Annotated in this window: 22 protein-coding genes; 17 read left to right on the forward strand and 5 right to left on the reverse strand. The window is 57.1% G+C overall.

From position 1 onward, the window contains the following. Positions 1 to 37: 37 nt before the first annotated feature. The 4 genes from gcvT to Q9R34_RS07165 all read left to right on the forward strand — a co-directional run bounded on the left by gcvT (position 38) and on the right by Q9R34_RS07165 (position 5,308). The gene (gene gcvT, locus Q9R34_RS07150; protein ID WP_485892940.1) at positions 38 to 1,132 is read left to right on the forward strand and encodes a glycine cleavage system aminomethyltransferase GcvT; all 1,095 of its coding nucleotides are present in this window, start codon (positions 38 to 40) and stop codon (positions 1,130 to 1,132) included. 22 nt (positions 1,133 to 1,154) lie between these two features. After that, positions 1,155 to 1,541, forward strand: coding sequence for a glycine cleavage system protein GcvH (gene gcvH, locus Q9R34_RS07155; protein ID WP_485892941.1), 387 nt, complete (start codon positions 1,155 to 1,157; stop codon positions 1,539 to 1,541). Between the two features lie 82 nt (positions 1,542 to 1,623). Then, positions 1,624 to 4,497: an aminomethyl-transferring glycine dehydrogenase gene (gene gcvP / locus Q9R34_RS07160; protein ID WP_485892942.1), complete on the forward strand. Its 2,874-nt coding sequence runs from the start codon at positions 1,624 to 1,626 to the stop codon at positions 4,495 to 4,497. 58 nt (positions 4,498 to 4,555) lie between these two features. After that, positions 4,556 to 5,308: an SDR family oxidoreductase gene (locus Q9R34_RS07165; protein ID WP_485892943.1), complete on the forward strand. Its 753-nt coding sequence runs from the start codon at positions 4,556 to 4,558 to the stop codon at positions 5,306 to 5,308. 39 nt (positions 5,309 to 5,347) lie between these two features. Here the strand turns inward: Q9R34_RS07165 and Q9R34_RS07170 are convergent, their stop codons facing one another. Both Q9R34_RS07170 and Q9R34_RS07175 read right to left on the reverse strand, forming a co-directional pair. Further along, positions 5,348 to 6,787 (reverse strand): 6-phospho-beta-glucosidase, encoded by a 1,440-nt coding sequence (locus Q9R34_RS07170; protein ID WP_485892944.1) that lies wholly within the window; start codon positions 6,785 to 6,787, stop codon positions 5,348 to 5,350. Positions 6,788 to 6,900: 113 nt separating this feature from the next. Continuing rightward, positions 6,901 to 7,620, reverse strand: coding sequence for a MurR/RpiR family transcriptional regulator (locus Q9R34_RS07175; protein ID WP_313590422.1), 720 nt, complete (start codon positions 7,618 to 7,620; stop codon positions 6,901 to 6,903). Between the two features lie 177 nt (positions 7,621 to 7,797). Here Q9R34_RS07175 and trhA point away from each other — a divergent pair, with 177 nt between their 5' ends. Next, positions 7,798 to 8,448: a PAQR family membrane homeostasis protein TrhA gene (gene trhA, locus Q9R34_RS07180; protein ID WP_485892945.1), complete on the forward strand. Its 651-nt coding sequence runs from the start codon at positions 7,798 to 7,800 to the stop codon at positions 8,446 to 8,448. Between the two features lie 48 nt (positions 8,449 to 8,496). Here trhA and ygfZ read toward each other — a convergent pair whose 3' ends face one another. Beyond that, a complete protein-coding gene (ygfZ, locus tag Q9R34_RS07185) occupies positions 8,497 to 9,480 on the reverse strand; it encodes a tRNA-modifying protein YgfZ (protein ID WP_485892946.1) in 984 nt (327 codons plus the stop codon). Positions 9,481 to 9,697: 217 nt separating this feature from the next. On the opposite strand from ygfZ, the gene sdhE reads away from it, so the two are divergent. Together sdhE and Q9R34_RS07195 are read left to right on the forward strand one after the other, a co-directional pair. Further along, positions 9,698 to 9,964 carry an FAD assembly factor SdhE gene (sdhE, locus tag Q9R34_RS07190; RefSeq protein WP_434125814.1) on the forward strand — a complete coding sequence of 89 codons (267 nt, stop codon included), beginning with the start codon at positions 9,698 to 9,700 and terminating at the stop codon, positions 9,962 to 9,964. Next, positions 9,939 to 10,352, forward strand: coding sequence for a protein YgfX (locus Q9R34_RS07195; protein ID WP_485892947.1), 414 nt, complete (start codon positions 9,939 to 9,941; stop codon positions 10,350 to 10,352). The genes sdhE and Q9R34_RS07195 overlap by 26 nt, the downstream gene beginning before the upstream one ends. Before the next feature lie 8 nt (positions 10,353 to 10,360). Here Q9R34_RS07195 and fldB read toward each other — a convergent pair whose 3' ends face one another. Beyond that, positions 10,361 to 10,879, reverse strand: coding sequence for a flavodoxin FldB (gene fldB, locus Q9R34_RS07200; RefSeq protein WP_434125817.1), 519 nt, complete (start codon positions 10,877 to 10,879; stop codon positions 10,361 to 10,363). Between the two features lie 68 nt (positions 10,880 to 10,947). Here fldB and xerD point away from each other — a divergent pair, with 68 nt between their 5' ends. From xerD to recJ, 3 genes are read left to right on the forward strand one after another with little or no spacing between them, the layout of a single operon-like run. Next, entirely contained in the window at positions 10,948 to 11,874 is a 927-nt protein-coding gene (xerD, locus tag Q9R34_RS07205) for a site-specific tyrosine recombinase XerD (protein WP_485892948.1), read from the forward strand. 21 nt (positions 11,875 to 11,895) lie between these two features. Next, positions 11,896 to 12,606 (forward strand): bifunctional protein-disulfide isomerase/oxidoreductase DsbC, encoded by a 711-nt coding sequence (dsbC, locus tag Q9R34_RS07210; RefSeq protein WP_485892949.1) that lies wholly within the window; start codon positions 11,896 to 11,898, stop codon positions 12,604 to 12,606. Between the two features lie 6 nt (positions 12,607 to 12,612). Further along, the gene (recJ, locus tag Q9R34_RS07215; protein ID WP_485892950.1) at positions 12,613 to 14,346 is read left to right on the forward strand and encodes a single-stranded-DNA-specific exonuclease RecJ; all 1,734 of its coding nucleotides are present in this window, start codon (positions 12,613 to 12,615) and stop codon (positions 14,344 to 14,346) included. A gap of 5 nt (positions 14,347 to 14,351) precedes the next feature. Here recJ and Q9R34_RS07220 read toward each other — a convergent pair whose 3' ends face one another. Continuing rightward, positions 14,352 to 15,278: an Rpn family recombination-promoting nuclease/putative transposase gene (locus tag Q9R34_RS07220; RefSeq protein ID WP_485892951.1), complete on the reverse strand. Its 927-nt coding sequence runs from the start codon at positions 15,276 to 15,278 to the stop codon at positions 14,352 to 14,354. A 270-nt stretch (positions 15,279 to 15,548) separates the two neighbouring features. Between Q9R34_RS07220 and prfB the strand changes: the two genes are divergently transcribed. From prfB to Q9R34_RS07255, 7 genes are all read left to right on the forward strand, one after another. Beyond that, positions 15,549 to 16,647 (forward strand): peptide chain release factor 2 gene (gene prfB / locus Q9R34_RS07225; protein ID WP_434125822.1). Its coding sequence is split into 2 segments (ribosomal slippage): positions 15,549 to 15,623 and positions 15,625 to 16,647, totalling 1,098 coding nucleotides; the frame shifts between segments, so codons are not numbered across the junction. A 9-nt stretch (positions 16,648 to 16,656) separates the two neighbouring features. Continuing rightward, complete coding sequence (lysS, locus tag Q9R34_RS07230) at positions 16,657 to 18,177, forward strand: lysine--tRNA ligase (protein ID WP_485892952.1); 1,521 nt, start codon at positions 16,657 to 16,659, stop codon at positions 18,175 to 18,177. Positions 18,178 to 18,933: 756 nt separating this feature from the next. After that, positions 18,934 to 19,479, forward strand: a complete 546-nt coding sequence (locus Q9R34_RS07235) for a helix-turn-helix transcriptional regulator (protein ID WP_485892953.1) — start codon at positions 18,934 to 18,936, stop codon at positions 19,477 to 19,479. A 601-nt stretch (positions 19,480 to 20,080) separates the two neighbouring features. Next, positions 20,081 to 20,641: a fimbrial protein gene (locus Q9R34_RS07240; protein WP_434125906.1), complete on the forward strand. Its 561-nt coding sequence runs from the start codon at positions 20,081 to 20,083 to the stop codon at positions 20,639 to 20,641. Between the two features lie 87 nt (positions 20,642 to 20,728). Further along, on the forward strand, positions 20,729 to 21,262 hold the full coding sequence (locus Q9R34_RS07245) for a fimbrial protein (RefSeq protein WP_434125827.1): 534 nt from the start codon (positions 20,729 to 20,731) through the stop codon (positions 21,260 to 21,262). Next, positions 21,262 to 23,805, forward strand: coding sequence for an outer membrane usher protein (locus tag Q9R34_RS07250; protein WP_485892954.1), 2,544 nt, complete (start codon positions 21,262 to 21,264; stop codon positions 23,803 to 23,805). Before Q9R34_RS07245 ends, Q9R34_RS07250 begins: the two co-directional genes overlap by 1 nt. Positions 23,806 to 23,837: 32 nt before the next feature. Next, entirely contained in the window at positions 23,838 to 24,584 is a 747-nt protein-coding gene (locus tag Q9R34_RS07255; RefSeq protein ID WP_434125830.1) for a fimbria/pilus periplasmic chaperone, read from the forward strand. Positions 24,585 to 24,601: the final 17 nt, after the last annotated feature.

The raw sequence follows: 24,601 nt of genomic DNA on the forward strand, positions 1-24,601 counted from the left end.
CCCGCCCGAAACTTACCCGCTTCGCGACAGGATGGTTATGACTCAGCAAACCCCTTTGTTTGAACAGCATCAGGCCTGCGGCGCCCGCATGGTCGACTTCCACGGCTGGATGATGCCGCTGCACTACGGTTCGCAAATTGACGAACATCATGCCGTGCGTCAGGACGCTGGGATGTTCGACGTGTCGCATATGACTATCGTCGATCTGCACGGCGCGCAGACGCGCGACTTCCTGCGATATCTTCTGGCGAACGACGTTGCTCGCCTGACGCAGCCTGGCAAAGCGCTCTACACCGGCATGCTGAACGCCTCCGGTGGCGTCATTGACGATTTAATTGTTTACTTTATGAGCGAAGATTTTTTCCGTCTGGTGGTCAACTCGGCCACGCGCGAGAAGGATCTGGCGTGGATCGGCAAGCATGCTCAGGCTTATGGCGTGGCGCTGACCGAGCGCGACGACCTGGCGCTTATCGCCGTACAGGGGCCGCAGGCGCAGCAGAAGGCGCAGACGCTGTTCAACCCGGCGCAGCGCGACGCGGTCGCCGGGATGAAACCCTTTTTCGGCGTGCAGTCCGGCGACCTGTTTATCGCTACTACCGGCTACACCGGCGAAGCGGGCTATGAAATTGCGCTGCCTGCCGCCGCCGCGGCAGATTTCTGGCAGCGTCTGCTGGCAGCGGGCGTTAAACCGGCTGGCCTGGGAGCGCGTGACACGCTGCGTCTGGAAGCGGGCATGAACCTCTACGGCCAGGAGATGGACGAAGGCGTCTCGCCGCTGGCGGCCAATATGGGCTGGACCATCTGCTGGGAGCCAGCCGATCGCGATTTTATCGGGCGCGACGCGCTGGAGATGCAGCGTGAAAAAGGCACAGACAAGCTGGTTGGCCTGATCATGACGGAGAAAGGGGTGCTGCGCGGCGGCCAGCCGGTACGCTTTACCGACGCGCAGGGCCAGCCGCAGCAGGGCGTGATCACCAGCGGCTCCTTCTCGCCGACGCTCGGCTACAGCATTGCGCTGGCGCGCGTGCCGGCAGGCATCGGCGAAAGCGCTATCGTCGAAATCCGCCAGCGCGAAATGCCGGTAAACGTAACCAAACCTGTTTTTGTACGCGGCGGCAAGCCGGTTCAGTAATCTATTTTCAGGAGAAAGGGCGATGAGCAATGTGCCAAATGAATTGAAATACCGTGACAGTCATGAGTGGGTGCGTAAGGAAGCGGATGGCACCTTTACCGTCGGCATTACCGAGCACGCGCAGGAGCTGTTAGGCGACATGGTCTTTGTCGATCTGCCGGACGTCGGCAACAGCTACTCAGCGGGCGACGAATGCGCCGTCGCGGAATCGGTCAAGGCCGCGTCCGACATCTATGCGCCCGTCAGCGGCGAAATCGTCGCCGTCAATGAGGCGCTGGGCGATGCGCCGGAGCTGGTCAACAGCGAGCCCTACGCCGCCGGTTGGCTGTTCAGAATCAAACCCAGCGACGAATCCGAGCTCGATTCGCTGCTGGACGCGGACGCCTATAAAGCCTCCATCGACGAATAAGCAACAGGGCGGCCAGACCTCGCTGGCCGCTTTTTATCCCTTGCTTTCTCTCTACTCCAGCCCGATTCAGGATTGACTGCACATGACCCAGACTTTGAGCCAGCTCGAACACAACGGCGCCTTTATTGAACGCCATATCGGTCCCTCGCCGGAACAACAGGCTTTGATGCTGGAGGCGATAGGCGCCAGCTCGCTGGACGCGCTGATCGGCACTATTGTGCCCGCCGATATCCAGCTGCCAGGCCCGCCCGCGGTGGGCGATGCGGCGACCGAGCAGCAGGCGCTGGCCGAACTCAAGGCGATTGCCAGTCAGAATCAGCGTTACAAATCCTGGATCGGTATGGGCTACAGCGCGGCGATCACGCCACCGGTGATCCTGCGCAATATGCTGGAAAATCCGGGCTGGTACACCGCCTATACCCCCTATCAGCCGGAAGTGTCGCAGGGCCGCCTGGAGGCGCTGCTCAACTTTCAGCAGGTGACGCTCGATCTGACCGGTCTGGACGTCGCCTCCGCCTCGCTGCTGGATGAAGCCACAGCGGCGGCGGAAGCGATGGCGATGGCGAAGCGCGTCAGCAAGCTTAAAAACGCCGGCAAATTCTTTATCGCCGACGATATCCATCCGCAAACGCTGGACGTGGTGCGCACTCGCGCCGAAACCTTCGGCTTCGAGCTGATTATCGACCGCGCCGAAAAAGCGCTGGATCACGACGCGCTGTTCGGCGTGCTGCTGCAGCAGGTGGGCACCACCGGCGAGGCGCACGACTACAGCGCGCTGATCGCCGAGCTGAAAAGCCGCAAAGTCGTGGTCAGCGTCGCGGCGGACTTTATGGCGCTGGTGATGCTGGAAGCGCCCGGCAAGCAGGGGGCGGATATCGTGTTCGGATCGGCGCAGCGCTTCGGCGTGCCGATGGGCTACGGCGGTCCGCACGCCGCCTTTTTTGCCAGCCGCGATGAGCATAAGCGCTCAATGCCGGGCCGCATTATCGGCGTCTCGCGCGATGCTGCAGGCAACACCGCGCTGCGTATGGCGATGCAGACGCGCGAGCAGCATATCCGTCGTGAAAAAGCGAACTCTAACATCTGTACCTCTCAGGTGCTGCTCGCCAATATTGCCGGGCTCTACGCGGTTTATCACGGTCCGAAAGGGCTGAAGCGTATCGCCTCTCGCATCCATCGTCTGACGACGATTCTGGCGGCCGGGCTGCAAAACGGCGGGCTGAAGCTACGTCACAACAGCTGGTTCGACACCCTGACGGTTGAGGTGGAGGATAAAGGTGCGGTGCTTAACCGCGCGCAGAGCTTCGGCGTCAACCTGCGCAGCGATATTCATCACGCGGTCGGCATTACGCTGGACGAAACCACGCGCCGCGAAGATGTGCAGGCGCTGTTCGCTATTCTGCTGGGCGACGAGCACGGTCAGGATATCGACAAGCTGGACGCCGCCGTCGCGGCCGACAGCCAGGCGATTCCTGCCGCGCTGCAGCGTCAGAGCGCCATCCTGACTCATCCGGTCTTTAATCGCCATCACAGCGAAACCGAGATGATGCGCTACATGCACAGCCTGGAGAAAAAGGATCTGGCGTTGAACCAGGCGATGATCCCGCTCGGCTCCTGCACCATGAAGCTGAACGCCGCCGCCGAGATGATCCCCATCACCTGGCCGGAGTTCGCCGAGCTGCATCCGTTCTGTCCGGCGGAGCAGGCCACGGGCTATCTGCAGATGATCGGCCAGCTGTCGCAGTGGCTGGTGCAGCTCACCGGTTATGACGCGCTCTGCATGCAGCCGAACTCCGGCGCGCAGGGCGAATACGCCGGGTTGCTGGCGATCCGTCGCTATCACGAAAGCCGTAACGAAGGCGGGCGCAACCTCTGCCTGATCCCCAGCTCCGCGCACGGCACTAACCCCGCTTCGGCACAGATGGCGGGCATGGAGGTGGTGGTGGTCGCCTGCGACAAACAGGGCAATATCGACCTTGGCGATCTGCGCGAAAAAGCGGTGCAGGCGGGGGAGCAGCTCTCCTGCATTATGGTGACCTATCCCTCGACGCACGGCGTCTATGAAGAGACCATCCGCGAAGTGTGCCAGATCGTGCATCAGCACGGCGGCCAGGTCTATCTCGACGGCGCCAATATGAACGCGCAGGTGGGCATTACCACGCCGGGCTACATCGGCGCGGACGTCTCGCACCTCAACCTGCACAAAACCTTCTGCATTCCGCACGGCGGCGGCGGCCCAGGCATGGGCCCGATCGGCGTGAAGGCGCATCTGGCGCCGTTTGTGCCGGGCCACAGCGTGGTGCAGATCGACGAGATGCTGACGCAGCAGGGCGCGGTCTCGGCGGCGCCGTTCGGCAGCGCCTCTATTCTGCCGATTAGCTGGATGTATATCCGCATGATGGGCGCCGAGGGGCTGAAGCGCGCCAGTCAGGTCGCGATTCTCAACGCCAACTATATCGCCAGCCGTCTGCAGTCGGCTTATCCGATCCTCTATGCCGGCCGCGACGGCCGCGTGGCGCACGAATGTATTCTCGACATTCGCCCGCTGAAAGAGCAGACCGGAATCAGCGAGCTCGATATCGCTAAGCGGCTCATCGACTACGGCTTCCATGCGCCGACCATGTCTTTCCCGGTCGCCGGCACCCTGATGGTGGAGCCGACCGAGTCTGAAAGCAAAATCGAGCTGGATCGCTTTATCGACGCAATGCTCTCTATCCGCATGGAGATCGATCGCGTGGCCGACGGCGAATGGCCAGCGGACGATAACCCGCTGGTGAATGCGCCGCATACCCAGGTCGAAATTGTCGGCGAGTGGAGCCATGCCTACAGCCGCGAGCTGGCGGTCTTCCCGGCGGGCAGCGACAATAAGTACTGGCCGACGGTGAAGCGCCTCGACGACGTGTTCGGCGATCGCAACCTGTTCTGCTCCTGCGTGCCGATGAGCGATTATCAGTAAACGCCGCGCAACGCTGTTATCAAGGGCCGCTTATCCGGCCCTTTTTTGTGGAGAAAATATGACACTGGCTCTGGTGACCGGCGCAAGCCGGGGAATTGGCCGCGCGACGGCGCTTAAGCTGGCGCAGCGGGGCTACCGCGTGGCGGTTAACTATCTGAAGCGCGCTGACGAGGCGCAGCAGGTGGTGGCGCATATTCGCGAGCAGGGCGGGGAAGCCTTTGCCGTGCAGGCGGATATCGCCGAGGAGGCACAGGTCAGGGCGCTGTTTCAGCGGCTGGACGCGGAGGCGATGCCGCTCGGCGTGCTGGTCAACAACGCAGGCATCCTTTTTACGCAGTGCCGGGTAGAGGACCTCAGCGCCGAGCGCCTGCAGCGCGTCTTCGCCACCAACGTCACCGGCACCTTTCTCTGCTGCCGCGAAGCGGTGAAACGCATGGGCACGCAGCACGGCGGCCTCGGCGGTTCAATTATCAACGTCTCCTCTGCCGCGTCGCGGCTGGGCGCGCCGGGAGAGTATGTCGACTATGCAGCATCGAAAGGGGCGATGGATTCGCTGACGAAAGGATTATCGCTGGAGGTGGCGGCGCAGGGCATTCGCGTCAACAGCGTCAGGCCTGGCTTTATCTATACTGACATGCATGCGGACGGCGGCGAGCCGGGACGCGTCGATCGCGTGGCGGCCACGGCGGGCGCCATCCCGATGGGACGCGGCGGAGAAGCGGAAGAGATTGCTGAAGCGATTGTCTGGCTGGCGAGCGAGGCGGCCTCCTATATCACCGGCACCTTTATCGACGCCGCTGGCGGCCGCTGACCGCAGGGCCGCGCCCGTTACGGCGCAGCCCTGCGAGCATCAGAGGGTTTCGCCGTTGCTGGCAATGACCTGCTGATACCAGCCGAAGCTCTTCTTGCGCGAGCGGGCGAAGTCGCCGCTGCCGTCGTCGTTTTTATTGACGTGGATAAAGCCGTAGCGCTTGTCGTACTGGCCGGTGGTAAACGAGACGCAGTCGATGCAGCCCCACGGGGTATAGCCCATCAGCTCGACGCCGTCGTGCGCCACCGCTTTTTTCATTTCGGCGATATGCGCGCGCAGGTAGTCGATGCGGTAGTCATCCTCAATCACGCCGTGCTCATTCGGCTTGTCGATAGCGCCAAAGCCGTTCTCAACGATGAACAGCGGCTTCTGGTAACGCTCATAAAGCGCGTTCAGCGCATAGCGCAGCCCGGTCGGGTCGATCTGCCAGCCCCAGTCCGACGCGCCGACGTGCGGGTTTTTTACCACGCCGTCGAAGCCGGTAATGGGATCGTCAACGCCGCTGGCGTCATGTTTTACCGCGTTGCTCATGTAGTAGCTAAAGCCGACGTAATCGGCGCAGCCGTTGCGCAGCGTCTCAGCGTCGTCCGCTTCCATTTCAATCTGATAGCCTTTGCGCGCCCACTCTTTCAGGGTATAGGCCGGCCAGGCACCGCGCATCTGCACATCGCTAAAGACATAGCGCTGATGCATTGCTTCCTGCGCCAGCATCACGTCGTCAGGATGGCAGGAGTAGGGGTAAATCGGCACCATAGCGATCATGCAGCCGATCTGAAAATCGGGATTGATGGCGTGGCCGAGGCTGACCACTTTGGCGCTGGCGACAAACTGGTGATGCATCACCTGATACATCACCTCTTCCGGCTTCTCGTGCTCGGTGAACACCACGCCGGAGCAGCAGTAGCCGAACAGCGGATATTGCCAGTTGCGCTGGTTATTGATCTCGTTAAAGGTCATCCAGTACTTCACTTTGTGCTGATAGCGGCGCATCACCACGTCGCTAAAGCGCATGAAGAAATCGACCACTTTGCGACTGCGCCAGCCGCCGTACTGTTTCACCAGATGGTAAGGCATTTCAAAGTGGGAGAGGGTGATAACCGGCTCGATGCCATACTTGAGCAGTTCGTCGAACAGATCGTCGTAAAACTGCAGGCCCGCTTCGTTCGGCGCCTGCTCATCCCCCTCAGGGAAGATGCGCGTCCAGGCGATAGAGGTACGAAAACACTTAAAGCCCATCTCGGCAAACAGCGCGACGTCCTCTTTGTAGCGCGAGTAGAACTCCACGCCCTGATGGTTGGGATAGTGGTTACCCGGCTGCACGCCATCGGTGATGACGCGGCTGACGCCGTGCGAGCCGCCGGTCAGCACGTCGGCGATGCTGACGCCTTTGCCGCCCTGATCCCAGCCGCCCTCGACCTGATGCGCCGCCACCGCGCCGCCCCATAAAAAGTGTTGTGGAAAGCCTGATTCGTTATGCATATATCCCTCTCAGCGAAATAGATCTTGCCGCGAGTGTAGCAAAGCAAAAAAGGAAGTCACGCGATAACACCGGCGCGCCTGAGTAATATGTTACTTCGCTAAAACAGCCTGTTTTATTTATTCAGCAGGCGGCCAATAGCTTCGAGAATATACATAACCGGCACCTGCGTCGTGATGTCGGAATTGTCGCTCAGGCGGATAACCGGCACATGATAGGCCAGAGTGAAATCGCTCATTTTCGCCAGCGAGCTGCTCTCTGAATGAGTTATCGCCATGATCTGGCAGCGCCGCAGGCTGAACTGGCTGGCAAGGCGTAATATTTCTGGCGTCTCGCCAGAGACGGAGAGCAATATCGCCAGCGTATTTTCATCCACGTTGCCGCTGACCGGATAATAGGGATCGTCGATATAGTGGCTGAATTTTCCGACGTTAGAAAAAAAACGCGCCCCATATTTCGCCAGGCTGCCAGAGGTGCCGGCGCCAATAAAGAAAAGCTGCTCGGCGCGATTAATCATCTGCGCGGCGCGGGAAATAAGCTCGCTGAATTCATCGTTATTAATACTTTTAAAAAAGCTCAGCATTTCGCTGACGCCGACGTTCGCCTGCGCGGGCTGCGCCTGCTGCTGCGCCAGCCGGAAACGAATGCGAAATTCCGACCAGCCGTCGCACTGCATCTTGCGGCAGAAACGCAGCACGGTGGTGGTCGAGACGCCCGCCCGTTCCGCCAGTTCGCGGATGGTCATATAGCTGACGCTTTCCGGGTGTTTAATGATGTCGTGATAAACCTGCATCTCGAGGTCATTCAGGCTGGCAAGATCGTGATGAGAGAACATCTGCGGGCGCGCTCATAAAAACGAAACTGCGCGCAGTGTAGCAGATTTGCGCGCTCCGCAGGCGGTAACACGCATTCACAGATTAATTTTAGCGTACACGTGTACTCTCAAAATATTCCTGGCTATGCTGGAGGTCAGAAAATCTGCACCCATCACGACGTTGAGGAACGCGCCATCATGAAAAATCGCCTGGCCCTTCAGGGCTACTCGCTCGCTGAGGAGATCGCCAACAGCATCAGCCACGGTCTCGGCTGCCTGTTCGGCATTGTCGGTCTGGTGCTGCTGCTGGCACAGGCGACCGAAGCGGACGCTAACGCTATCGCTATCACCAGCTACAGCCTCTATGGCGGCAGCATGATACTGCTGTTTCTCGCCTCTACGCTCTATCACGCTATTCCCCACCAGCGCGCCAAACGCTGGCTGAAAAAACTCGACCACTGCGCCATCTATCTACTGATCGCCGGCACCTACACGCCTTTTCTGCTGGTAGGGCTGAAGTCGCCGCTGGCGCATGGGCTGATGGTGGTGATCTGGGGGCTGGCGCTGGCGGGCATCATCTTTAAGCTCACTATCGCGCACCGCTTCAAGGCGCTATCGCTGGTGACCTATCTCTGTATGGGCTGGCTGTCGCTGGTAGTGATCTATCAGCTGGCGCTGACGCTCTCGCCGGGCGGCGTCTGGCTGCTGGCGGCTGGCGGCATCATCTATTCGCTAGGCGTGATTTTCTACGTGGCGCGGCGTATCCCCTATAACCATGCTATCTGGCACGCCTTTGTGCTGGGCGGCAGCGCCTGCCACTTCTGCGCCATCTACTTTTACGTGAAGTAATCTACCGCGCCTGGCTCCCTGAGGGTAGGAGCCGGGCGCGGCCGGAGATTACGCTTCCAGCGAATAGGGCAGCGGCTTAATCAGCAGCCGTCCGCCTTCGTCGCCCTCGACGCGCAGCACGCTCTCGGGCTCCAGATCGTTGTTCATCACCACCTGTACCCACACCTCGCCATCGTCGAGCTGAACGGCGGCGAGCACCGTGCCGGTGCGGCGCCAGCGCTCGCCCATCTGTAGCTCCAGCGAATCGTTCGCCGTGGGCACCCGGCTCGCCTGACCGGCAAGCCAGTAGAGCGCGCGCTTGTTGGCGCCGCGGAATTTGGCGCGCGCCACCATCTCCTGGCCGGTATAGCAGCCCTTTTTAAAGCTGATGGCGTCAAGCGCCTGCAGGTTTGCGGCCTGTGGAATCAGCTGCGCGGCGGTCGCTGGCTCAATGACAGGGATACCCGCCTCGATGTCGAGCGCCAGCCACTGCGCGCTGTCATTCAGCTGCGCGTCGTCGGCCAGCTTCTGCTGCAGCGCCTGCGCCTGATTGCGCGTGGTGACGATCAGGAAACGCTCCGCGGGCGTCGGGAACCACAGCAGCGTGCTCTCCGCCTGCTGCACCACCGGATGATCGCCGTCCGGCAAGACGTCGAACAGGCTGGTCAGCGCCGCGCGCGCCTGGAACCCCGCCACCCCCAGCAGCACCGCCTCATCGTCCGGCGCCAGCGTCACTTTCGAGAATACCGCATATTTTTTCAGTTCCGTCAGCTGCGTGTCGCGCAGTTCGCGGCGCACCAGATAGGCGTAACCTTCACCGCGATGGAACAGGCGCAGATTGCTCCACATCTTGCCTTTCGCGTCGCAGTGCGCCGCCGGGCGATGCTGATCCGCGCCCAGCGCGGCGACATCCAGCGTGAGCTGGCCTTGCAGATAAGAAGTGCTGTCGGCGCCCTGCACCGATACCAGCGCCCAGCCCTCCAGCGACATCAGGGTTAACGGCAGGCGAGAAGCGGCCACGGGCTGGCGCGGCGGTAAGCTGAAAATAGGCATTGGCTGTCCTGATTAAAAAGGTGAATCCTGAACTCAATGTTAAAAGAGCGCACTGGCTTTGCAACCGGTTTACGGAATCGGGCGCACAAATCGCGAGTCGGCGCGGCAACGGCAGGCCGACGCGTGCGGCACGTCGCACAGCCCCACAACGGGCGCCTGCAGGCGTGAGAAAACCAGGTTACACTAGCCGCCTGTCTGAAATGCGGAAATCACACACATGGATATTCATGATAAATCGCGCATTCACTGGGCCTGCCGCCGCGGCATGCTGGAGCTGGATGTCGCTATTATGCCTTTCTTCAAATATGAATATGACACCCTTAACGACGTCGACAAACAGGCGTTTGTCGCCCTGCTTAAGGCCGACGATCCCGATCTTTTTAACTGGATGATGAATCATGGCGAACCCGCCGATCCGGAGCTGAAGCGTATTGTCCAGCTGATCCAGCAGCGCAACCGTGAACGCGGCCCCGTGGCAATGTAAGCTGCGGCCGTCGCGGCAGGCGCGCCTGCTGCACGGTGCACTCACGTCTGGCGCACTGCTCATCGTGGCGAGCGCGCCGCTGCCCGCCGCGTGCTGGCTGATTAAAATCCCGCTTTTGCTGCTGATGCTGCGTGAATGCTGGCAGCAGCAGCGTCGACTGACGCAGCGGCGCGGCATGTTGCAGCATAAAAGCGACGACAGCTGGCGCTGGCAGGGCGCGCGCTGGCGCATTAGCGGACCCATCCGCTGGCTGCCGGGCGCGGCGCTGCTGGTGCTGCGCAGCGAGAAAGGGCGGACGCGCAGGCTGTGGCTCATGCAGGATATGATGCCGCGCGCGCGGTGGCGTCAGCTGCGCGCGCGCTTGCTCAGCCACGTGGAGAGAGAGTAGGCCGGGCGCTACAGCAGCGCGGCGGTCTCGGTCAGGATCTGCTCGCACCACTGTTCGATACGCTCATCGGTGACGTCAAACTGATTGACATCGTCCAGCGCCAGGCCGACAAACTGCGTGCCGTCGGCGCTAAGCGGACGCGGGCTGGTAAATTCATAGCCTGCCAGCGGCCAGTAGCCGACGAACGTCACGCCCATCGGCTGCAGCAGCTCATGCAGCATGCCCAGCGCGTCGAGAAACCATTCGCCATAGCCAAGCTGATCGCCCATGCCGTAGAGCGCGACGATTTTTCCGCGCAGGTTGAGCGTCGACAGCCGCGGCCAGATCGCTTCCCAGTCCTCCTGCAGCTCGCCGAAATCCCAGGTAGGGATGCCTAAAATCAGCAGGTCGTACTGCTCCATCAGCAGCGGATCGTCATCTTTCACGTTGTGCAGCGTGACCAGCTCAGCGCCGATAAAGTCGCGGATTTTCTCTGCGGCCATTTCGGTATAGCAGGTGCTTGAGCCGTAAAAAAGACCAATTTTCATGCAGATAATGCTCGAATTAAGACTGACTTTGGCGCAATTGTATCAGAAGCAGGGCGGATTCAGGCATAATGAGCACGATTTCACCTCAAGGCGGGGATACCGTGCAAGACAGCGACCTGACAGAACAGTTTCTGGATGCGCTCTGGATTGAGCGCAACCTGGCGCAAAATACCCTGTCCTCGTATCGTCAGGACCTAAAAACCCTGACCGACTGGCTGACGCATCGGGGGCTGACGCTGCTGACGCTGCAGGCCGAGGATTTGCAACAGTTTCTCGCCGAACGGCTGGAAGGCGGCTATAAAGCCAGCAGTTCGGCGCGGCTGCTCAGCGCCATGCGCCGTATTTTTCAGTATCTTTACCGTGAGAAGCTGCGCAGCGACGATCCCAGCACGCTGCTGGCCGCGCCGAAGCTGCCGCAGCGGCTGCCGAAAGATCTCAGCGAAGCGCAGGTGGAACGACTGCTGCAGGCGCCCAGCACCGATATTCCGCTGGAGCTGCGCGATAAGGCGATGCTGGAGTTGCTCTACGCCACCGGGCTGCGCGTCTCTGAGCTGGTCGGCCTGACCCTGAGCGACGTCAGCCTGCGCCAGGGGGTGGTGCGCGTCATCGGCAAAGGGAATAAAGAGCGTCTGGTACCGCTGGGCGAAGAGGCCGTTTACTGGCTGGAGCACTATCTGGAACATGGCCGCCCCTGGCTGCTTAACGGAGAGACGCTGGACGTGCTGTTTCCCAGCAGCCGCGCGCAGCAGATGACGCGCCAGACCTTCTGGCACCGCATCAAGCATTACGCCGTGCTGGCGGGCATCGACAGCGAAAAGCTGTCGCCGCACGTGCTGCGGCACGCCTTTGCCACCCATTTGTTGAACCACGGCGCCGACCTGCGTGTCGTACAGATGTTGCTGGGACACAGCGATCTCTCTACCACGCAAATTTATACGCACGTCGCGACCGAGCGGCTGCGTCAGTTGCATCAACAGCATCATCCGCGCGCCTGACGCGGACATTAAGGAAAGAAGATGAAGAAATTTCTCCTGCTGGCCCTGTTGGCTGGCGCCTTCAGCAGCGTAGCGCAGGCCGATGACGGCGCGATCCTGCAGTCGCTGAAAAAGCTGGGACTGAAGCAGACGGAAATCGTGCCGTCGCCGCTGCCGGGGTTTAAAACCGTGCTGACGGAAAGCGGCGTCATTTACGTGACCGAAGACGGCAAGCATATGATTCAGGGCCCGCTCTACGACGTGAGCGGCGCGCAGCCGGTCAACGTCACCAATCAGCTGCTCGACAAAAAGGTCGAGGCGCTGGCACCGCAGATGATCGTTTATAAAGCGGCGAAAGAGCAGCACGTGATTACCGTTTTTACCGACGTCACCTGCGGCTACTGCCGCAAGCTGCATGAGCAGATGGCCGACTACAACGCGCTGGGCATTACGGTGCGCTATCTCGCCTTCCCGCGCGAAGGGCTGCACGGCCAGGTGGAAAGCGCCATGAAGGCAATCTGGTGCGCTGCGGATCGCAACAAGGCGTTTGACGAAGCGATGAAGGGCAACGCGCCGCAGATGAGCGCGCCAGAGAGCTGCAAGATCGATCTCGATCAGCACTACAAGCTGGGCATCCTTTACGGCATCCAGGGCACGCCAGCTATCCTGACCGACTCCGGCATGATGATCCCGGGCTATCAGGGGCCGCAGGAGCTGAAGCAGGTGTTGGATCAGCAGAAGCGCGGTGGCTAATTGGCAGTGATTAAAACAGTAGAACTGCGGCGGCGCGAGATCGGCGTCGAGGACGCGCTTCCGGCCGATCTTCCGCCGCTGCTTAAACGTCTCTATCTACAGCGCGGCGTGCGCAGCGCGGCTGAGCTGGAGCGCGGCGTAAAGCATTTGCTGCCGTTCTCCTCGCTTAACGGGCTGGATGCGGCGGTGGAGCTGCTGCATCAGGCGCTGCTCGACGGACGCCGCATTATGGTGGTGGGCGATTTCGACGCCGACGGCGCCACCAGCACCGCGTTGACGGTGCTGGCGCTGCGCAGCATGGGCGGCCATAACGTGCAGTATCTGGTGCCTAACCGCTTCGACGACGGCTACGGCCTGAGCCCGGAAGTGGTGGAGCAGGCGCGCGCGCGCGGTGCGCAGCTGATCCTGACGGTCGATAACGGCATCTCGTCCCACAGCGGCGTCGCCTGCGCCCATCAGTACAACATTCCGGTGCTGGTCACCGATCACCATCTGCCCGGCGACACCCTGCCTGAGGCGGAAGCGATAGTGAATCCTAACCTGCACGACTGTGCATTCCCGTCGCGCGCGCTGGCGGGCGTCGGCGTCGCCTTCTATCTGATGATGGCGCTGCGCGCGCATCTGCGTAAGCTGGGCTGGTTTGGCGCCACGCGCGCGGAGCCTAACCTGGCGGAGCTGCTGGATCTGGTGGCGCTTGGCACCGTCGCCGACGTGGTGCCGCTCGACGTCAATAACCGCATTCTGGTGTGGCAGGGGCTCGGCCGCATTCGCGCCGGAAAATGCCGTCCCGGCATTCGTGCGCTGCTGGAGATCGCCAATCGTGACGCGCGCCAGCTGGTGGCGCGCGATCTCGGCTTCGCCCTCGGCCCGCGCCTGAATGCGGCGGGGCGGCTCGACGATATGTCGGTGGGCGTTTCGCTGCTGCTCACCGACGACATTACCCAGGCGCGGATGCTGGCCAACGAACTCGATGCGCTTAATCAGACGCGCAAAGAGATTGAGCAGGGCATGCAGAGCGAGGCGCTGGCGCTCTGTATGGCGCTGGAGCGTCAGCAGACCGAGCTGCCGCTGGGGCTGGCTTTCTATCATCCCGAGTGGCATCAGGGCGTAGTGGGCATCCTCGCCTCGCGGCTGAAAGAGCGCTTTTATCGTCCGGTTATTGCGTTCGCGCCTGCGGGCGACGGGACGCTGAAAGGCTCTGGACGGTCGATTCCCGGCCTGCACCTGCGCGACGCGCTGGAGCGGCTCGATACGCTCTATCCCGGTATGATGCTGAAGTTCGGCGGCCACGCCATGGCGGCGGGTCTGTCGCTGGAAGAGACGCAGTTTGAGGCGTTTCGCCAGCGCTTTGCCGACCTGCTGGGGGAGTGGCTGAGCGAAGAGTCGCTGCAGAGCGTTATCTGGTCTGATGGCGCGCTGCAGCCAGGCGAGTTCAGTCTGCAGACTGCCGAGCTGCTGCGCGAAGCGGGCCCCTGGGGACAGGCGTTTCCTGAGCCCGCTTTCGACGGCAAGTTCAAGCTGCTGCAGCAGCGGCTGGTGGGGGAGCGGCATCTCAAAGTGATGCTGGAGCCGCTCGGCGGCGGCCCGCTAATCGATGGCATCGCCTTTAACGTCGACACCACCCTGTGGCCCGACAACAGCGTGCGTCAGGTGGAGCTGGCCTTTAAGCTCGATATCAACGAATACCGCGGCAATCGCTCAGTGCAGTTAATTATTGACCATCTCTGGCCGCTGAGTTAAGGCTCTCAATGGCGGATCTGCTGCAGATCCGCCGCCGACAGCCCGGTCACTTCCTGCACCAGCGTCAGGTCGATTCCTCTGGCCAGCATATTGCGCGCAATCGCCAGCCTCGCCTCGCGCTGGCCTTCATTGCGGCCTTCATTGCGGCCTTCGCTAAGGCCCTGCTCTCGTCCCATCTGCTTAAGCTGTTCTGCAATCGTCATCAGTTCCTCCTTTTGCTGCGGCACGCGCTGCGCCAGCTGCTCAATAAAGCTTTTCGCCTGCGCCGCCTCGCCCGCCTGAATCATATAATTAATCAGCGCCAGCCGCTGTTTGCGGGTCACTGAATCCTGCAGCATAAGCGTCACCAGCCGCTCAAACAACCCGGTGAGATCACGCTGGCGAATATGTTTCTGCAGCAGCGTCAGCGCGGCCATACTGCGATGACGCGCAATTTCGCTGTCGGCCATAACGGTGACGTCGACCAGCGGAAAGGGGCCGCCATAGAGGCGCGAGGCCAGTTCCGGCTCGCTGAAGAGCGCTGTCCAGCGCATGCTGAAGGGCCAGGGAGATTGCTTACCGTGATAGAAGAGCAGCGGGATCACCAGTGGCAGATGACGATGGCCAGCATCCAGATGGCGCTGCATCACCGCGATGGCGTACCGCATCAGCCGGAATGCCATCAGCCGGTCCGTCGAGCTTTGATGTTCAATGATGACGTAGACATAGCCCGTTTTTCCTGTGGTTTGCAGCGAGTAGAGAATATCACTGTAGTAAGCGCGCAGATCTTCTTCGATAAAACTGCCGGAGGTGAGGCGCAGCGTCGAGAGATCGCAGATGCGTAGCAGCCAGTCCGGCAGGTGCAGCGCTAAAAAGTCACGTGCGGTATGCACATGGGTAAGAAAGGTTTTGAATACGGCGTCATGCGGCGTAGTGCTTTTTATTCCTGTCATCATCATCCCTATGTTTTCGCTCCTGTAGCGCCAGGCTAGCACGATCCCTTCGGCGGCGAGGGCTGGGAGAGAGAGTAAAGGTCATCCGCGCGACGCACCGCACAACGCGGACTGCGCCGCGCCTGCCCATCACATAAAAGCGCGTGCCGCGCCGCACATTTCACAGGCTGTCGCCGCTGCCAGCGCGCGACTGAAACCCTACAATCTCACGGCTATTTCAGTTAGACTGCGGGGTTTCTATCCCGATATTCAGCGAAAAGACCCGAAGCCATGTTTGAAATTAATCCGGTTAAAAACCGCATCCAGGACCTCACCGAGCGCAGCGCCGTTCTTAGGGGGTATCTTTGACTACGATGCCAGGAAAGAACGCCTCGAAGAAGTAAACGCCGAACTGGAGCAGCCAGACGTCTGGAACGAGCCTGAACGCGCCCAGGCGCTGGGCAAAGAGCGCTCGTCGCTGGAAGCGATCGTGCAGACGCTGGATCAGATGTCACAGGGCCTGGAAGATGTGCAGGGTTTGCTTGAGCTGGCCGTAGAAGCTGAAGACGAAGAGACCTTTGACGAAGCGGTCGCAGAGCTCGATACGCTGGAAAGCAAACTGGGCGAGCTGGAATTCCGTCGTATGTTCTCCGGCGAATATGACAGTGCCGACTGCTATATCGATCTGCAGGCAGGTTCCGGCGGCACCGAAGCGCAGGACTGGGCCAGTATGCTGATGCGTATGTATCTGCGCTGGGCCGAATCCAAAGGCTTTAAAACCGAAATTATTGAAGAGTCAGAGGGCGAAGTGGCGGGCATCAAATCCGTAACTATTCGCGTCTCAGGCGACTACGCCTTTGGCTGGTTGCGTACCGAAACCGGCGTGCATCGCCTGGTGCGTAAGAGTCCGTTTGACTCCGGCGGCCGCCGCCACACCTCATTCAGCTCTGCGTTTATCTATCCGGAAGTGGATGACGATATCGATATCGACATCAACCCGGCGGATCTGCGTATCGACGTCTACCGCGCGTCGGGCGCGGGCGGTCAGCACGTTAACCGTACAGAGTCGGCGGTGCGTATCACCCATATTCCTACCGGCACGGTGACGCAGTGTCAGAACGACCGCTCTCAGCATAAAAACAAAGATCAGGCGATGAAACAGATGAAGGCGAAACTGTACGAGCTTGAGATGCAAAAGAAAAATGCTGAGAAGCAGGCGCTGGAGGATAACAAGTCCGACATCGGCTGGGGCAGCCAGATTCGCTCCTATGTGCTGGATGACTCCCGTATCAAGGATCTGCGCACCGGCGTTGAAACCCGCAACACTCAGGCGGTGCTGGATGGCGATCTTGACCGTTTTATCGAAGCAAGTTTAAAAGCAGGGCTATAAGGAACCGACATGTCTGAACAACAACCGCAGAGCGCTGATGCCGCCCTTGAGTTAAATAACGAACTAAAAGCGCGTCGCGAAAAACTCAGCGCGCTGCGTGAAAACGGCGTGGCGTTTCCTAACGATTTCCGCCGCGACACCACCTCGGACGCGCTGCACGCGCAGTATGACGAGAAGAGCAACGAAGAGCTGGAAGATTTAGGCGTTGAGGTCAGCGTTGCTGGTCGTATGATGACCCGCCGCATTATGGGCAAGGCGTCGTTCGTGACGCTGCAGGACGTGGGCGGTCGCATTCAGCTTTACGTGGCGCGCGACGATCTGGCGGAAGGCATTTATAACGAGCAGTTCAAGAAGTGGGATCTTGGCGATATCCTCGGTGCACGCGGCAAGCTGTTTAAAACCAAAACCGGCGAACTGTCGATCCACTGTCATGAGCTGCGCCTGCTGACCAAAGCGCTGCGTCCGCTGCCGGACAAATTCCACGGCCTGGCCGATCAGGAAACCCGCTACCGTCAGCGTTATCTGGACCTTATCGCCAACGACGAGTCGCGCAACACCTTTAAAATTCGCTCGCAGATCATGGCTGGGATCCGCCAGTTCATGGTCGGCCGTGACTTCATGGAAGTCGAAACGCCGATGATGCAGGTGATCCCGGGCGGCGCCTCTGCGCGTCCCTTTATTACCCATCACAACGCGCTCGATATCGATATGTATCTGCGCATCGCGCCGGAACTCTACCTGAAGCGTCTGGTGGTCGGTGGCTTCGATCGCGTGTTTGAAATCAACCGCAACTTCCGCAACGAAGGTATCTCGCCGCGCCATAACCCTGAGTTCACCATGATGGAACTCTATATGGCCTACGCGGACTACAAAGACCTGATCGAGCTCACCGAAAGCCTGTTCCGCACCCTGGCGCAGCAGGTTCTCGGTACCACAAAGGTCCCTTACGGCGACCAGGAGTTCGATTTTGGCAAGCCGTTTGAGCAGTTGACCATGCGCGAAGCGATCAAAAAGTACCGCCCGGAAACCGATCTGGCGGATCTGGATGATTTCGATAAAGCGGTAGCGATCGCCCGTGCGATCGGCATCAAGGTCGAGAAGAGCTGGGGCCTGGGCCGCGTAGTGACGGAGATTTTCGAAGAGACGGCGGAAGCGCATCTGATTCAGCCAACCTTTATCACCGAGTATCCGGCGGAGGTGTCACCGCTGGCGCGCCGCAACGACGAGAACCCGGAAATCACCGATCGCTTTGAGTTCTTTATCGGCGGCCGCGAAATCGGTAACGGCTTCTCCGAGCTGAACGACGCAGAGGACCAGGCGGAGCGTTTCCAGCAGCAGGTTAACGCTAAAGACGCTGGCGACGATGAAGCGATGTTCTACGACGAAGATTATGTGACGGCGCTGGAGCATGGCCTGCCGCCGACAGCGGGTCTGGGCATCGGCATCGACCGCATGGTGATGCTGTTCACCAACAGCCATACCATCCGCGACGTGATCCTCTTCCCGGCGCTGCGTCCGACGGCGAAGTAAGCAGCGGTAATAATCTAAAACGGGCGATTTGCTTGCCCGGTCGCTTATCTCCGCTCAGACACCTGTAAGCAGAGCAGAGCAGAACGGCAGCATTGAATAAGGCCAGGCGAAAGCCTGGCCTTTTTTTGTCTGAGCATGCTTCCGGATAATAACAGCCGTGTCTGAGTGCCGGGAGAAAAAGCGGCTGCGTTTAGCCTGCTGTAACAATAAAATTCATCTCAATAATTAATGCTGCCTGGTGTGCAAAAATAATATACCTGGTGAGGCCAGGCAATATTTAAGCTGATTATAGATTTATTGCTAAGCAATAAATAGCCTGCGCTTAACCGTCCTTAATGTTCGATAATTTTACAAGGTGCAATGCCAGGTAAACGTGTTACTGACAAGCCTCGCTTTCCTGGCGCTGCCGTTTTTTATATTTTACATAAACAAAAACCAGGTTCCATTTTGAATGGGCTGTGTTTTCATTTTCTTCGGCGAAGAGCCCGTTATGAAATCTTTTTTTACATTACAAAATAAATAATAAGCGCTCAGATTGCGGGTGGAATCTTGATGGGGGCGGTGATTTTTATAAAAAATCCTTTTAATACAATATAGTGAGCATTTCTATTTTGCAGAGCATGTTAATTAAATGATTGAGCACTTTTTGCCTGGTCTAAACCTTATATAAATATAGACGGCCTGAGCCAAGGCGTATTAGAGTGATTTCGTTTTTTTAATATGTTAATTTTTTGGGATCGGGAGATGTTTTTTCTAATGAATTGCGAACTTTTTGTTCTTGGTAATGATCAGATGCTGTTACACGGCGTAGAGCTGCTCGCGAATAAAGTCGTCGCTGGAAAACGAATATCGATTACCGTTAAACGCGTTAATCTGATGGGTCTTATGCAGGCAGATAAAAGGTTGAAGTTTAATAAAAGATATTCAATCGTGGTCGTGCCAGACAGAATTTATGATGCGCTGCGCGTGTTCACCGCGATGGAGAATATCAAAATGATTTCCTGCAAAACCAGTATTGAAGCGTTCAGCACACTCCTCATCAATACGATATATCGCTGCCCCAGTGACGAGGAGAGAACAAAGACGAAGAGAAATAATATGTTTCTCACGGCCAGGGAGAGAAGATTCTGCCATTACATCTATCATGGCGTATCCAATAAGAACATCGCGCGCCATTTTCAATGCTCAGAAAAATGTATCAGCTACATGAAAAAGAAGATCATGACAAAATGGCAGTGTAAGAACAGCGTGGAGTTCTATCGTATTATTAACTACTTTTTTTGTGAAGACAGAAACGATTAAGGTAAATGGAAAAGGCTTATCCAGAACGCCTTGCTTTAAACGACGACTACGCCCTTATACACCATCATCTTTTTTCCAGAATAGATTAACGCTTAATCTTTACGTTTTTCACTATGTCGCTTAAGGGATATCGCTCATTTTTAGCTGAGTCAGCTTTTTTGTGTCTTGAGGGTGGTGCGCAGAACGGATGTTTTATAGTGCTGGTACTTAATGCGAACAGGCGCTCTCTTATTGCATAAGCAAATTCATATTTGCTGTTTTCGTCTGTCGCGCGATGACGAAATATCTGAAAGCAATCTCTGTTTATACAGTTGAAATGGCACCTTTTAGGTTGCATAACTTGTTGATTGCTTTGCTTGTTTTCATTTGTTTCCTTTTTGGGGTGTCAAATGACTATTTATGGCAGTGCTTATTTGGAATGTTCTTATATTGGTTCTGTTTTACGACTTAATTCTATGTAGATATAAATACGCCGCAGCAAAGCCTAACGGGCTTATCGCTCAAGAAAGCGGTAGATGAAGAGGCCAGACGGCGCGTTCTCATCTATTGCATAAAATCAAAAATTTAAGGATGACTGAAAATGAAAAAAATTAAGCTGGCTATGGCGTTAGGCATGATTCTGGCAGCAGGCAGCGTATTTGCCGCCGATACCACTGCGGATAGCAGCAGTGTAGCAACCAAAGGCCAGGGACATGGGACCGTCAATTTTAAAGGCGAAATTATTGAAGCGCCTTGCTCAATTACCGCTGACACCGCTGAGCAGACGGTTGATCTGGGCCAGGTTTCAAGCTCCGCGCTAAAAGCGGGCGGAAAATCAACGCCGAAAAACTTCAGCATTAAACTTGAAGATTGTGATGTGACCGGCCTGAAAAACAAAACGGTAACCGCAACCTTTACCGGTAAAAATGCAAGTTTTGATACCACCTCAACCCTGCTGGCGCTGAGCGGTACGGCATCAGGTGCAGGTATTGCTATTACTGATAATAACAATAGCGCGGTTACACTTGGCTCTGCCAGCACGGCTTATACCTTTACGGATGCCTCTACTGAAGGCGAGCTGCTGTTCTCTGCTTATCTTCAGGGCGCTGCTGATAACTCCACTAACCCCATCGTCGCCGGTGAGTTCACCAGCGTCGCTAATTTTACCCTGGCATATCAATAATCTGATTAACCATACCAAACAGGCGTGAAAGCGCCTGTTTATTACGTTTTTACTTTCCCGTTTTTGACGCACCAGGTGCCAACCATTATGAGAACAACTCAGCTCTGTTTACTTGCATTGGCTGTGCTGAGTCTGGTTCCGTTTGCCAGCGCAGCGAATAGCATGCACGGTAATGTACGTATGCATGGTTCGATTATTGATACGCCCTGCGCCATAGCCGCTGACAGCCGCGATCAGAGCATCGATTTATCTGTTATTCCTGTCAGCACCATTATTAGTGAAGGGGTTAGTCCGTCCAGGCCTTTTACTATTCAGCTGATTAACTGCTCGCTGGAGACTTCGCAAAACAATAAAAACGACTGGTCGAAATTTGCTATTACCTTTGATGGCAAAACAACCAATGGAAATCTCTTCAGCGCTGACGGCGAAGCAACAGGCGTTGGTATTCAAATCAGCGATAGCGCAGGAAATATTGCTGTGCCAGGGCAAACAATGCCTGAAAGAAACATCGAAGCAGGCCAGATGAAACTGGACTACAGCTTGCGTCTGATGGCAAACCGGGAAACGGTCAGGGCAGGGACTTATCAAAGTACAATTCGTTTTAAAATGGATTATTACTGATGAATGGAAATCAGCAGAGTTCACAGATACCGCGACTGAGTGTTCCATTACGACCTTTATTTGTCTGGATCGCTCTGGCTTCAGGCGTGAGTTTTTGCACATTTGCAGCTGAACCTAATGATAATCAGAATATTCAGTTCAATACCGATGTGCTTGACGTTAAAGATCGCGAACATATTGACTTAAGTCATTTTGCACGGGCGGGTTATATTATGCCTGGCAAATATCCCTTAATGCTGCGAGTCAATCACCACGAGCTCAATGAGCTGGAGGTGATATTCACCGCCTCTGCCGACGATCCCCAGCGCAGTGAAGCCTGCCTGACGCCTGCGATTGTCGACCAGATTGGCCTGAAGAACAAAATGAGAAACCAGCTTAGGTGGAAAAGTAACGGTACCTGCCTGGATATCGAATCCCTACCTGGCGCGCAGACGCGCGGTAATCTGGCAGAGAATACGCTCGATATATCCATACCTCAGGCATATATCGAATATATTTCCGATAACTGGGATCCTCCTTCTCGCTGGGATGAGGGCATACCCGGCATGATTTTCGATTACAGCCTCAATGCTCACAACACAAGCCGCGCTGAAGACAGTAAAAACGAACAAGACCTCAGCGGGAATGGGGTGGTGGGTTTAAATGCGGGCCCATGGCGAATGAGAGCAGACTGGCAAGGTTATTATAACCATGTCACCGGCAAAGCAGCGCCCTCCCAGCAGAGTTTGCGCATGAGCCGATACTATATGTATCGCGCTATCGGGGCGCTGCGCGCCAAATTAACGCTTGGCGAAAACTATCTCTATTCTGATATTTTTGACAGCTTTCGCTTTACCGGTGCGACTTTAATTTCTGACGACAGCATGCTTCCGCCTAATCTGCGCGGCTATGCGCCGGAGGTGAGCGGCGTAGCGAAAACCGATGCCAAAGTCACGATTTCTCAGCAGGGACGCGTTATCTATGAAACGCAGGTGCCCGCAGGACCTTTCCGTATCCAGGATTTAAGCTCCGCGGTGTCCGGCACCCTGGATGTGCAGGTCAAAGAGCAGGACGGCAGCGTTCGGACGTTTCAGGTTAATACGGCTAACATTCCCTATCTTACGCGTCCTGGACTGGTGCGCTATAAGCTGGCGCTGGGCAAGCCTTCTGACTATCAGCGCAATAGCCGTGGACCAGGCTTTGCCAGCAGCGAATTTTCGTGGGGCATTAATAATGGCTGGTCGCTTTACGGCGGGGCGATCCTGGGGGGCGACTACAATGCGCTTTCGGCTGGCCTGGGTCGCGACTTGCTTGCGCTGGGCGCGCTCTCCCTGGACGTCACCCAGTCGCGCGCGCGTCTGCCAGAGCAGGGAACCAAAACGGGTGAGTCCTGGCGTCTCAGCTATTCAAAGCGTTTTGAAGAGATTGATAGCCAGGTGACCTTTGCTGGCTACCGGTTTTCTGAACGTGACTATATGAGCATGTCCCAGTACCTGGATTTGCGCTATCTGGGCACCACCGCGGGACAGGGGAAAGAGCTCTATACCATCACCTTCAATAAACAGTTCGAAAGTATTGGCCTGAGTGGTTACCTGAACTACAGCCATCAGACTTACTGGAATCAGGCAGCCAACGACAGCTATACGCTCTCTGTTGCTAAATACTTTGATCTGCTGCGCCTGAAAAATTTGAGTCTGAACCTCACAGCCTATCGTTCTGTTTATCACCACCAAAATGACGATGGCGCTTATTTAACCTTGACCGTTCCCTGGGGGAGTGGTGGGTCAGTGAGCTATGACGGACAGTATTACAATAATAAAACGTCGCATTCAGTTAGTTTATATAACCGCATCGACAGTAACAGTAATTATCAAATCAGCGCAGGCGTCGGATCGGACGGCAAGGGCACGCTCAGCGGTTATTATACCCATGACGGGGATCTTGCCAGTATGACGGCAAATGCGAGCTATAGCGGCAGTCAATATAGTTCGGTCGGGCTATCGCTCCAGGGCGGGATGACGGCGACAGCGCAGGGCGTGGCTTTGCATCGCATTACGACGCTGGGCGGGACGCGAATGATGATCGATACCGAAGGCGTTAAGGGCGTGCCGCTCGTCGGTAACGGTGGCGTCAGCCATACAAATTATTGGGGGAAAGCCATCGTTGGCGATCTTAATAATTATTACCGCAGCAGCGTGCGTATCGATCTGGATAAGCTGGCAGATAATGCTGATGCGCCTCGCTCAGTCGTGCAGGCCTCATTAACCGAGGGCGCCATTGGTTATCGTAAATTAGGTGTCATTTCCGGCGAAAAAGCCATGGCGGTTATCAAACTGTCAGACGGAACGTCTCCGCCCTTCGGCGCGACGGTCGAAAATAAAAATAATTATCAAACCGGCATTATTAATGATGACGGCAGCGTCTGGCTGACCGGAATAAATGCTGGAGAGAAAATGACGGTTAAATGGGACGGAAAAGCGCATTGCGCGGTGATATTGCCAGCGCCACTGCCACCTTTAACCCGCGGGCTGCTTTTACCTTGTGAAACGGTCAGTAAGCCTTAATGCCGCAGCTAACATCCTGAGTGAGAAGAAAGATGAAATTAACCTGTTTGAGCTCCTTTTTAACTGGCGTGCTGGCGAGCGCCATACTGGCACCGCAGGCCAGCGCCGCAATCGCCTTAGACCGTACCCGAATAATATTCGATGGCGGCAGTCGCTCTTTGAGCCTCAATATCAGCAACAAAAATAAAGATCTTCCCTATCTTGCCCAGGGATGGATTGAGAATGCAGACGGCGTAAAAATCGATTCGCCGCTGATTGTTTTGCCACCGCTGCAGCGGGTTGAGCCTCTGGCCAAAAGCCAGGTCAAGGTTCAGGCGTTACCTGCGGTCAATACCTTGCCGCAAGACCAGGAAACCCTCTATTACTTTAACCTGCGTGAAATTCCGCCGCGGTCGAACAAGGCCAATACGCTGCAAATTGCGCTACAAACGCGTATCAAAATGTTTTATCGCCCACAGGCGCTAATAAAAAACGCCGTGGGCATGATCAACGTCTGGAAAGAGAGCATTAGCCTGAAACGTGACGGCGCAAAATATCGCGTCGACAATCAGTCCCCCTATTTTTTTACGCTGGTTGGGGTGAGCGCAGCAGGCAAAGAGATTGATGACGTCAAGCCGTTAATGATCTCGCCGCACAGCAGCGCGCTATTGCCTGTCAGCGCAGAGCGGATCGGCAGCGCACCAGCGGTGACATTTATCAACGACTACGGCGGACGGCCACAGCTGGTGTTTCACTGTGCTGGCGCAGGCTGCAGCGTAGCGGATTATAAAGAAGGCTGAGGCCAGGCGACAGACGT

This window comes from Enterobacter sp. BRE11, assembly GCF_031844285.1.
Lineage (GTDB): Bacteria > Pseudomonadota > Gammaproteobacteria > Enterobacterales > Enterobacteriaceae > Pantoea.